General features: G+C 62.1%; 4 protein-coding genes. All 4 read left to right on the forward strand.

Annotation, left to right across the window (positions count from 1 at the left end; all coding sequences use genetic code 11):
• The first annotated feature begins 63 nt into the window (after positions 1–63).
• The 4 genes from AC3WLE_RS08530 (at position 64) to AC3WLE_RS08545 (ending at position 11,751) form a co-directional block, all read left to right on the forward strand.
• Positions 64–927 (forward strand): SEL1-like repeat protein, encoded by an 864-nt coding sequence (locus AC3WLE_RS08530; RefSeq protein ID WP_492318359.1) that lies wholly within the window; start codon positions 64–66, stop codon positions 925–927.
• Positions 924–8,057, forward strand: coding sequence for a tandem-95 repeat protein (locus AC3WLE_RS08535; protein WP_492356732.1), 7,134 nt, complete (start codon positions 924–926; stop codon positions 8,055–8,057). Before AC3WLE_RS08530 ends, AC3WLE_RS08535 begins: the two co-directional genes overlap by 4 nt.
• A 168-nt stretch (positions 8,058–8,225) precedes the next feature.
• Positions 8,226–10,421 (forward strand): peptidase domain-containing ABC transporter, encoded by a 2,196-nt coding sequence (locus tag AC3WLE_RS08540; protein ID WP_492356731.1) that lies wholly within the window; start codon positions 8,226–8,228, stop codon positions 10,419–10,421.
• Positions 10,414–11,751 (forward strand): HlyD family type I secretion periplasmic adaptor subunit, encoded by a 1,338-nt coding sequence (locus AC3WLE_RS08545; RefSeq protein WP_492356730.1) that lies wholly within the window; start codon positions 10,414–10,416, stop codon positions 11,749–11,751. Before AC3WLE_RS08540 ends, AC3WLE_RS08545 begins: the two co-directional genes overlap by 8 nt.
• Positions 11,752–11,758: the final 7 nt, after the last annotated feature.

The following is an 11,758-nucleotide window of genomic DNA, read 5'->3' on the forward strand; positions in this document are numbered from 1 at the left end:
AGCGGTTGTTGTAGCAATGAGAAGTAATCGAAGGGGCAATGCAGAATGTTTGGTCGCTTACCAATGAAACTCGTCAAGAATCGTCGGTTGCTTGATGCGGCGTTGCTTGCTGGCGCAATTCTTCTTGCATCGGTCGTGCTCTGGGCGCACGCCCAAGAGCGCCACGATCTCCCCCCATTTGACTACGAGAAGGCGAAGCAGCTTTCGCGAGAAAAGAGAGTGGGGTATGAACGGGACCTGTTCAACGAGCTGTACGCCTGGAACACGGGCTCGCCAAAGTACATGGGCAAGGATGGGACCACCCGGCGCGAGGCCGACTGGATGGCCATGGCAGATGACGGCTATGAACTGGCGTATATCGCGTTACAGGTTCTCCAGCCGTCCACCGGTATCCGCTACTCCGTAAAGGCGCCACTGACGCGACTTACCGAATTGGCTGCTGGCGGAGATACGGGGGCTATGTGCTTATACCTGAGCTTGATTAACACAGACCCCAACAGCAAAGAAGCAAAGTACATTGATACGGGCATTGCCTATCTACGAAGAGGGGCTGAACTTGGCCATCCCGCCTGTTTGCGGAATGTTGGTTCCTTTTTCTTGAGAGGAATTTATGGATTTCCGCGGAATGTTGCTGAAGGATTCGATGCGGAAATTCGATCGGAGCGAGAAGGCTACGGTGGCGCCGCGTCGATAGCCATTTATCTCGCGCGCAAGCCAATCATCAATGATGCTGACTGGAAGCGACTCTATTGCTGGCAGCAGTTGGCTTCAAAATACGTGGTTTATTCAGAATTCAACACGGTCATCTTTCAGCTTATCAATCCGCTCAAGAACCCCAGTTCACACAATGTGGCGTTGGCAGAGCAGCTAGCCAAATGGTCCCCGACCTTGAATGAATGTGTTGCACTTGGGCTTGGAGATGAATGATGGGAACGCTCCAGACACAGTGGAAAGCACAAGCAAATCAGTTGCAGGACGCCGTCTCCAGATGGAATGCGACGGCACAAGATTTGGTGGATCATAAGGCGCCGCCAGAGCGAATATCCCAAGCGCGCCTCAATGAGCTCGCTGCCGTCAAGCAATACAACGACTTCCTCGATACGGCCAAGCAGGACTATGCCAAGGCGACACAGTACGAAGCGCGTCTGCGTAACGAGCCCAATCTGTCTGCGCTGGAACGTCACCAACTGGAAATCACCCGCGATGCGCTGAATGCGCGAGCCGGCGAGTTTCAGCAATTCGCAATCGACAACAAGCTGTTCCCCCAGTCTGCGAATCCGGTGAAGCTGGACGGCAAGATCTATTACGACAACGGCCACACAGAGTGGGATACCGGTACCGCACGAGGGATACTGGGTTCCGCCATCGATAGTGGCAAGTCGGTGTTTTCGGCCGGTCTCGAATGGATTACGCCAAGCAACGCTACGAATCAGCTTGCTTGTGCGGAGGGCTTCAATAGCCTGGTGGGTGCCGTGACCGGCAAAGTTCTGTCCAACCCAGGCGGCGCAGCGAATCCCGCCGCCGAGAAGGCGCTAGAAGAAATCTGGGGGCAAGGCAAGGGCGGCGTCATGAAGCCGGGCGAGGGTATTTGCAAGATGCTATACCCGAAGGGCGATCCAACCATACAGGAGCTGCGAAAGGCCGGGCTTATCAGTGAGTTGGAGCTGCCCGGTGAATTTGGTGATCAGTATGTGGTGCTCGACATTCCCGCCGAAATAGTCGCCTATGGCCTCGTGGGCGCTGAGGCAGAGAATCGCATACGAAATGGCGAGATGACGGCGGAAGAAGCCTACGCCATACTTGGGCCACAACGCGACACGGTACCTGAAAGTGCTTTCGGCCTTCTTCCACATGAGGGGGCCACCGAGTTCGACTTCATTGAAGGCACAGAGGTCGCCTCGCTTGCCCATCTTGATACCGCCCCAACGCCTGACGATATCACTTCCCATCCCGATTCCTCGGATTCATCCCCGGTGCCATTGCAAGACGTGCTGGGCAGCGTGCAAAGCTTGCAATCTCTCATGCAAGCCATCGAGTCCGGCGATACAAAAGCCATCGCGCTTGCGAGCGCGGCCATGCTGTCCAGTCTCGACAGCGTAAGCGGCGGAAAAATTCTTCCCGACGGCATACCGGGTGCCTTGAACGCACTGGCTGCGGGAATGAACCTGCTCAATGCCATCCAGGACGGGGATGGCTTGGGTATTGCCGCATCAAGCTTGAACCTTGGCAGTCAGGCTGCGGCGATGTATGCCAATGTGCTCAAGCAACAAGGCGTCGTTGCCTTCCAGGCCGAGTCGGGCTCCGCGGCCTCCTTGCTGGACGCCGCCGCCACAGTTGGGCAAGTGGCTGGTGCCCTGGCATTTGTCGCCAGTGTTGTCACGCTGCTGAAGGCAATCGAGGACGGCAACGGCGTCCAGACCGCCGGCGCTGCGCTGAGTGCTATTGCTGCTGGCATGGCCGTAGCGGGATACACCGCTTATTGCCCTCCGGTAGCCTTTGCGGCGATAGCCGTCACGATGATCGGCTCGGCGGTGTTCGCCAAGGATCTTCCGACGCTAGAAGGTGAAGCCACCGCTGTGTGGAATCCGGACGGCAGCATTCACGTGCTCAAGACCACCGATGCCGAGGATGGCGGCGCGACGCCTGCCAACATCCTGCAAAGCCTGGTCGATGCCCTGCAGGTGTCGCTTGCCCAGCTGGTGGATGCCAACGGCAACCCACTTTACGCCATCATTCCACAGCGCCTGCCGACCATCGGCTATATCTTCGATCCTGATGGGGCGCGCCTGAACGATAACGGCGGTCAGTTGTATCTCAAGTGGATCGACGACAACGGCCAGGAGCAGAGACGCTACTATGATGGCGCCGGTTTGCGCTACGACACCAGCCAGGCGACCATTGCGCAGCAGTTCATGCAGCAGGCGTTCGCTGCCATCGTCCCGGCCTGGGAAGCAGAATCGGTGCTTGCCCACATGCGCGAATCTGGTGTCGTCACCGCTCCTGTGACCGGCAGCATTGAAGAGAGCCGGTCGCGGGCCGGCCAGCAACTGCACAGCCCGGACTGGCATGAGGCCAAGGCCGACGCAGGCATGCCTGAGACAGACGCTGACGGCATCCACCAGCATTTTACTGCGCTGACGGTCGACGAGAAGCCGGCACTGCCTGCAGGTGTGAACCCTGGCCGCATCGGCAAGAACGTCGATCTGGATGGCTACATCGAGCAAACGGACTGGGTGAACGCCAACCAGGGCATCCTCTCCATCGATGTGAACGGCGATGGCGGGATCGGGCAGAACGAGATCCTGACCAACGACCTGGATGCCTCCGCCGCCCATGCCCGCAACAGCCTGCAATGGCTCGACGTCAACCACGACGGCAAGCTGGACGCCTCCGACCCGGCCTTTGCCGCCCTGGGCATCTGGCTGGACGTTAACCGCAACGGCCAGACCGATCAGGGCGAGTTCGCATCATTCCTCGACCGGGGTATCGCCAGCCTGGACTTCACCAGCGCGCCACCAGTCCTGCGTGCCGCCGATGGAAGTGTCATGACGGTCACCGAGCACCACCTGACGGCGGACGTGCGTGGCGACGCCTATCAGGCGGCTTTTGTGGACACGGACGGCGATGGCCGGCTTGACGCCTTTGCCGGCATGCTGCACGCGAAGGAAGGCGGCGAGACGATCCTGAATGCCGTCGTCACCCATGATTACACGGGCGAAGCTGGCCATACCCATGGTGGCGTAGCCTTGGAAAACGCCAGCGCTGAGATGCAAGTTGCCGAAGGCGACAGTCGCATCAGAACTGCCAGCGACAAGCAGCACGAGCAGACGCTTGCGGAAGACGCGATCGTCGCTGGCGATGACCGCGTGGCCGATGGCGAGGGCACGACCCCGGTCGGGCAGACTGCCACCCGTGTCGAGCGAGATGACAGCCGCCTGAGCTCGAAGGACGACCCGAATCCCGTCAGGCCTGCGCAGCGTACCGATACGGTGCGCCTGGCCGATGGCCGTGTTACCAGCGCTCCACCAGCTAGCCCAACTGACGCCTTCGCTGCCATCCGCGATCAGTGGATCAAGACTAGCGACAGCCTGCTTGCGGGCACCGGTGCGCTGCTGGGTGTCGCGGCGGGTGCAGTGGCCGGCGTTGCCAACGCGGCAGAAGGTGGCGGACAGCCCGATGCGCCAGCCCCCACTATCGATACATCCGGCAACAACACCATCAGCCGCCTGCCGTCAGAACTTGCAACGACGGCTGATTCGCCGGGCCAGCCGCAACCGACTGTGGCTCAGCCGCCCTTTGTAGAGGCGACAGTCAACGCCTTGCCAGCGGCGATGCGCCCACTTGGCAGCGAGGCAACGCTCGGGTCGCCGGTCGAAGTCACTTTGGATCTGATCGGATCAGTGCCGGCGGCTGGTGTCAATTACGATGCCGCAAGTGACGATACGATCCTGATCACAACGCCCGACCGCGTGGCAACCGGGCCGAACGGCGAGGATATCCAGATCATCGCGCCGGACGTAGCCGATGAGCAGGTCGCAGGCATCGAGGACACTCGCTATGCCATCGATGCGGCAGTGCTGCTGGCCAACGATACCTCGCGCAACGTCCTGACCCAGCCACTGCGCCTGATCAACGTCTACGGCGGCGAGAATGGCACGGTGACCCTGACACTGCTGCCCGACGGCAGCCAGCGCATTGTGTTCACCCCTGACCCCGACTATTGGGGGCCGGCGCGTTTCCGCTACACCGTCGAGGATGAGTATGGCCTGCAGGCGACCGGCCGCGTCTATCTGGACATTGCGCCGGTCAATGACGCGCCGGTCACCGCTGGCGAAACGGCTGCTATCGATGAGGATACCGGCGTGCTGTTCACCTCGGCGCAACTGCTTGCCAACGATTTCGATGTGGATACGCCCACCATCGGCGACGTGCTGAGCATCCTGCGTGTTTCGGACGCCACGCACGGCCTTGTGGCCCTCGATGGCCACGGCAACGTGCGGATCCTGCCCGACCAGGATTATTTCGGGCCGGCCAGCTTTGTCTACTGGGTGTCGGATGGTCACGGTGGACTGACGCCCGCCACGGTCAATCTCGACATCCGCCCCGTCAATGACGCGCCGGTGGTGGCGGGTGAAACAGTCGCCACCGACGAGGACACCGTACTGCTGATCGAGCAGGCGACGCTGCTGGCCAACGACTGGGACGTGGATAACCCCCGCTCAGACCTGACCGTGTTCTCGGTGCGCAACGGCCAGCACGGCACGGTCGAGCTGACCCCCGAAGGCCAGATCCGCTTCATGCCTGAGCAGGACTTCTTTGGGATCGCGACCTTCTTCTACACCGTCCACGACGGCGCGGGCGGCTATACGGAGGCGATGGCCACAGTCGATCTGGCGCCGGTCAATGACGCGCCGATCGTGACTGGCGAGGACTTCCGTGGCAATGAGGATGAGGTAGCGACCTTCACTGCGGCCAGCTTGCTTGCCAACGACCGGGATGTGGACGATGCACAAGCCACTCTTACGCTGGTAGCGGTCGGCAACGCCCAGCACGGCGAAGTGCGTCTGAACGCCGACGGAACCGTCAACTTCATCCCGGACGCGGACTACTTTGGCGCCGCAAGCTTTGAGTACACCGTGTCGGACCCGCTCGGCGCCATCACCACCGGGCGGGTGGACATTGACTTGGCCCCCGTCAATGACGCTCCGCGGCTGCGCGACGATGTGATTGCGAGCAACGAGGACACCGCGCTGACGATTGACGCTGCCGCACTGATTGCCAATGATGCGGATGTGGACAACCCGCCCGAGGCGCTTTCTATCACCCGCGTCAACGGCGCCACGCACGGTACCGTGTCGCTGAACCCGGATGGGACCATCCGTTTCGTACCCGATCCAAATTTCTTTGGCGATGCCAGTTTCACGTATGAAGTGAGCGACGGTGTTGGAGGCGTCTCGACCGCCATGGCGACTATTCATGTGGCTCCAGTCAACGATGCGCCGATCGCCAACGACAATATCGTGGACGGACGCCGGGGGGTGGCCATTACGCTGACCGCGGCGGCGCTGCTGGCGGACGACTTCGACATCGACAACCCGCACGGCGCTCTGCGCATTGTGGGCGTGTCCGGTGCCGAGCACGGCACTGTGCGACTGAATGCGGACGGCTCGGTGACCTTCCTGCCGGAGCCTGGCTTTGGCGGCTACCCGGGTGCGCAAGGCCACTTCACCTATACCATCTCCGATGGCGTTGGCGGCTTTGCCACGGCGACCACGACCATCAACCTGGAGAAGATCAACACGACGCCGGTGGCGGTTGATGACGGTTTCTCGGGCTACGAGAACACGCCGTTCGTCATCAATACGGCGCAGTTCCTGGCCAATGACGCGGATCCGGACGGCGACGCGATCACGGTCACCCAGGTTGCCAATGCGCAGCACGGTACGGTCGAGATTCAGGCCGACGGCCAGGTCCGGTTCACGCCTGACCGCGACTTCTATGGGCAAGCGTCCTTTCAGTACCTGGTGTCCGATCCCTACGGAGGGCAGACCTGGGCCACCGCTTTCCTGCATGTTGAGCATGTGAACAAGGCGCCGATCATCGAGGCCGTCGAGTATGGTCGCGCCATTTTTGGGTATTACGACGGCCCGCCGGTCGTGGTGGGCAAGGCTGGTCCGGGTGCGGGTGCGGGCTCTGCCGGGCAGTATGTATACAGTGATGGCCCTGTCTTCCAGCCAGTCTATGACGAAGCACTGGCCTTGTCGCTGGCCTCGCAAGGCCAGCTGTTTGATGCCGGCCGGCAGCTTTATACACCATCGCATTATCAGAATGGCATGCTCAAGCCACTCGCACTAGACCAGATGGATGGCGACTACTTTTTCGCGGGGGCAGGCTATGAGTCAGATCGCGTTCTTGTCCCCGCCAATGATCCCCGAAGAGAAATGGGCCGGATCATTGCCTACGATCCAGATGGCGGTACAGCGGCCATTGTCATATCGATTGTTCAGGCGCCGCAACACGGTTACGCCTACGCCAACACCTATCGGGAAACCGAACATGGCTTTGACCACTCAGGTGAGCTCGTCAGCCGCTATGCCAACTGGCAGTACGAGAGCCATGCGGGAGACCCTTACACCGGTGCTGACGCCTTCACCATCCGTATTACTGATGCTCATGGGGCATCCATGGACGTGGTGATCAACGCTACCCACAAGGGCACCAATGCTAGCGGCGGCTACACGCCGCTCGTGATGGACCTGAATGGCAACGGCGTGGAGTTGCTCGCGGCGGATCAATCCAACGTCAAGGCAGACGTGAATCAAGACGGCCAGGCCGAGCAGATCGGATGGGCCGCCGCGGCCGATGGCGTACTAGGCTTCGATGCCGACAGCGATGGCAAGATCACCGTGGAAGAGACGCGCCTGACCAATTTCGCACCCGGCACGCAGACTGACCTTGAGGCGCTGGCCACCTTCGACACCAATGGCGACGGCAGGATCAGCAAGGAAGACGCCGCCTGGAGCCAGTTCATGGTGGTGCAGGACGTCAATGGCAATGGCGAATTCAGCGAGGCCGAGCACAAGGCCTTGGATGACGGCATCGCCTCCATCGCACTCCAGCGCCAGGGCGAGGCCCACCTCGATCATGGCAACGTTGTGTTCGGCACGGTGGAGGTCACGCACACCGATGGCAGCAAGAGCGAGGCCGCCGACGTGATGTTTGCCGGCAAGGACGTGCCGCTGCCCGGCTTCGCCCTGTACCTGGAAGAGGTCCAGCAGGGAATCGCGCCGACCGAGCCGACCGACGATGCGGTCTTTGCCGCGGATGCCGTTGCACAGTTGCTTGCCGAGACATCATCTTCAGCGTGTCCCTATCCGCCGCACAGCGCGGAAGCCGTGCAATGGAGTTGCCTCCAGTGGAACAAGCTGCTGACGACGGCCGATGGGTCCCAGGCCCCCGGCGGCTTTGTCCCACCGCGCGAGGACACCCTTGCCGAAATGATGGATCGCGCCGCACAGGCCAGCGCGGTGGACTTGGGCATGGGCCAACCATCATGACCTTGATATTCGACATATAAAGGCTCGCAGTCACTGAGCCTGGAAGTAAGAAAAAAACTATCCCGCGGGGGAGAAACGCGCCACCCGCCGGGAACGCTTGATTTTTTGATGGGATAGAACGATGAATGCATTGCTTTGGGCTGTGATGGCCCTGGCATGGGGGCGGCCATGAGCTCGAAGCCAACCCTGCCCAATCTTGGCATGCTTGCCGTATTCGCACGCCTGCATGAGGTCAAGGCCGATCCGGAGGGCCTCGCGCGCCGCTGGGACGTGCGTGAAGACTTTGACGCCAGCCGGCTGTTGTGGGGCCTGGATGACCTTGGCTTCGACGCCAGGTTGGTCGAGGGCGGCGTGGACAAGCTGCGTCGCGCAGCACTACCGGCGCTGGCCTTGACCCGCAGCGGCCGGGTTGTGCTGGTCGGCAAGGTGGATGCCGATGCCGTCCACATGCAGCGGGAACCGGACCAGCCGCCGCAGGCAGTGCCGGCGGCGGCCTTCGCCGGCGAGTTCGCCAATACCTGGATCGAAGCCAGCCGCAGCGTGGCATCCCTGACCGATGGCACGGCCAATGCCGGTGTCTCGGCGTTCGGCTTTGGCTGGTTCTGGCAGGCTATCAAGAAATACAAGGCCGAACTCACGCAAGTGTTGCTGGCCTCGTTCGTCGTGCAGATTTTTGCACTGGTGACGCCCCTTGCCTTTCAGGTCGTGATCGACAAGGTGCTGACCCACCGCTCGCAGGCGACGCTGGTCGTGATGCTGGTGGCGCTGGCTGGCGTGGCGCTGTTCGAGGCGATGCTGACTGGCTTGCGCCAGTACCTGCTCTCCCATACGACCAATCGCGTCGATGTCGAACTGGGCGCGCGCCTGTTCCGGCACCTGATGCGCCTGCCGATGTCTTACTTCAACTCGCGCCGCGCCGGTGACGTGATTGCGTCGATGCGCGAACTGGAGACGGCGCGCAACTTCCTGACCGGGCAGGCGCTGACCGCCTGGCTGGACCTGTTCTTCGCGATGGTGTTCCTGGCGGTCATGTTCTACTACAGCCCGCTCCTGACCATCATCGTGATCTGCTTCCTGCCGATCTTCTTTGGCGCGTCGTATGTCGTCAGCCCGATGCTGCGCAAGAAGCTGGAAGACAAATTTGCACTGGGCGCCGACAACCAGGCGTTCCTGGTGGAGACCATCGGCGCGATGGAGACCCTGAAGGGTCAGGCCGTTGAAGCCAACTGGCAGCGCCGCTGGGAAAGCAGGCTGGTGCGCTACGCGGTGGCCGCATTCGAATCGGGCCATACCGGCAACTGGACCAACCAGGTCATCAATCTGACCAGCAAGGTGTTGACTGTGGTGCTGCTGGGCGTCGGTGCCATGCAGGTGATCGACGGCAACCTCACCGTGGGCGGGTTGATCGCTTTCAACATGCTGTCGGGCCGGGTCAATGCACCGATCATCAAGCTCTCGTCGCTGTGGCAGGAGTTCCAGCAGATGCGCGTGGCGGTCAAGCGCCTGGGCGGCATCATGGACACGCCGACCGAGGCGGGCCAGTTCTCGGACCAGACCCAACGGGCAGCGATTCAGGGCTTTGTCCGCTTCGACCGCGTCAGCTTTGCCTATCAGGCCGACGGCGCTGAAGTGCTGTCGGATGTCTCGTTCTCTGTTCCCGCTGGGGAAGTCGTGGGCGTCGTTGGCGTGTCTGGTGCCGGAAAGACGACACTGATTCGCCAGTTGCAGCGCCTCTACTCACCCACTGGTGGCAGGATCACGATTGACGGAATCGACCTGGCGACAGTGGACACGGCCTGGCTGCGTAGCCAGGTAGGCGTGGTGTCGCAGGATGTCGCGCTGATGAACATGTCGGTGCGCGACAACATCGCCATCTCCGATCCGGGCCTGTCGCTTGAGGCCGTGATGGCAGCTGCCGAGCTGGCCGGAGCGCACGATTTCATCAACGCCTTGCCCCAAGGCTACGACACCGTGATCGGTGAGCGCGGCAGCCTGCTGTCGGGCGGCCAGCGAGCCCGTATCGCCATCGCGCGGGCGCTTGCAACCAACCCGCGCCTGCTGCTGCTCGATGAGGCCACCGCCAGCCTGGACTACGAGTCCGAGCGGGTCATCCACGACAACCTGGAGAAGATCTGCGCGGGCCGCACCGTCTTCATCGTCGCACACCGCCTCTCCACGCTGCGCCTGGCCGACCGCATCCTGGTGCTCGATGGCGGGCAGCTTGTCGAGCAAGGCCATCACACTGAACTGATCACTGGTGCGGGCAAGTATCGCGCTTTGTTCGAGGCGTCGCGTGTGCTGGAAACCCTCACTATCAAGCACAAGGCCCCGGTACAACCGTTGCCGGGAGCCGCCCATGTCTGAACCGATGAAGCCTGACCAACAAGCGGCAGCCGATGCTTTTGCTACCGCCGCCATGGGCATCGCCAACCGCCGTCCGGCGCGCATGGCACGGATCGTCGCTGGCAGTATCTGCGGCATGGCCGTCCTTGCACTGGTCTACGCCACGATGGCGAAAATGGACGTGGTGGTCTCCGCGCAGGGCAAGGTGATTCCGTCGGGCAAGTCCAAGGTGGTGCAGCCGCTCGAAGCCGGCATCGTACGAGAGATCCATGTGCGCGACGGTGAGAAGGTCAAGGCTGGCGCTGTCCTGGTCGAACTCGACCCGACCACCACAGCAGCAGACCGTGACCGGCTGCAGCGCGACCAATGGGAGGCCGTAGCCGGGGTGCAGCGGCTGACGGCGCTTCTCGACGGCAAGTCCGCCATGCCGGCCGTCGAAGGCCTGCCAGCGGATATTGCCCGGACGCAGCAAGCGCTGCTCACCAGCGCGCTGGCCGAGCAACGCGCCAGGCTGGCGGCGCTCGACGCCGAGATCGCCCGCAAGCGTGCCGACCGGGACGGGGCCGCCGCCAGCCTGGAGCAGATCCGTGCCAGCCTGCCGCTTGTCACGAGGAAGAACGACATGCGCGAGGAACTGGTCAAGACCGGGCATATCGCCGAGACCGGCCTGATCGAGACGCGGCTGGAGCTGATCAACCTCAGGAAGGATCTGGCGTTGCAGACCAACCGGCTGGCCGAGGCCGGCGCGGGCCTGAACGCCGCACAGCAACAGCGCGCGCAGGCGGTGGCCGAGTTCAGTGCGCGGCATGCGGCGGAACTGGCCGATGAAAGCCGCAAGGCTGCCACGGCCGAGCTGGAACTGGTCAAGGCCACGCAGCGGCGTGACCTGCAGACCCTGCGCGCACCGATCGACGGCATCGTCCAGCAACTGGCGGTGACTACCGTTGGCGGCGTGGTGACCCAGGCGCAGCCGGTGGCGATCGTGGTGCCCGAGAACACTGCGCTGGAAGTGGATGCTCAGGTGCAGAACAAGGACATCGGCTACGTGAAGCCCGGCCAGCGCGTCATAACCAAGGTGGAGACCTTTGACTTCACCCGCTTCGGCTACATCGAGGGCGAAGTGCAGTGGGTGGGTACCGACGCCATCAATGATCAGAAGCTGGGCCCTATTTATCCAGTGCGCATCAAGCTCGACACGATGGCCACGCCGAACTCGGTCAATGGGCGCAAGGGCGCGCTTACCCCCGGGATGAGCGTGACCGCCGATATCCGCGTGGACGAGCGCCGCATGATTTCCTACTTCCTGTCGCCGCTGATGCGCTACAAGGATGAAGCCTTGCGGGAGCGGTGATGGCACG

The organism is Cupriavidus sp. FW306-1B-F12B, from assembly GCF_058781795.1.

Bases quoted from the DNA above. Each gene is read 5' to 3' on its own strand.
- AC3WLE_RS08530 (WP_492318359.1), top strand. From the start codon at position 64: ATGAAACTCGTCAAGAATCGTCGGTTGCTTGATGCGGCGTTGCTTGCT.
- AC3WLE_RS08535 (WP_492356732.1), top strand. From the start codon at position 924: ATGATGGGAACGCTCCAGACACAGTGGAAAGCACAAGCAAATCAGTTG.
- AC3WLE_RS08540 (WP_492356731.1), top strand. From the start codon at position 8,226: ATGAGCTCGAAGCCAACCCTGCCCAATCTTGGCATGCTTGCCGTATTC.
- AC3WLE_RS08545 (WP_492356730.1), top strand. From the start codon at position 10,414: ATGTCTGAACCGATGAAGCCTGACCAACAAGCGGCAGCCGATGCTTTT.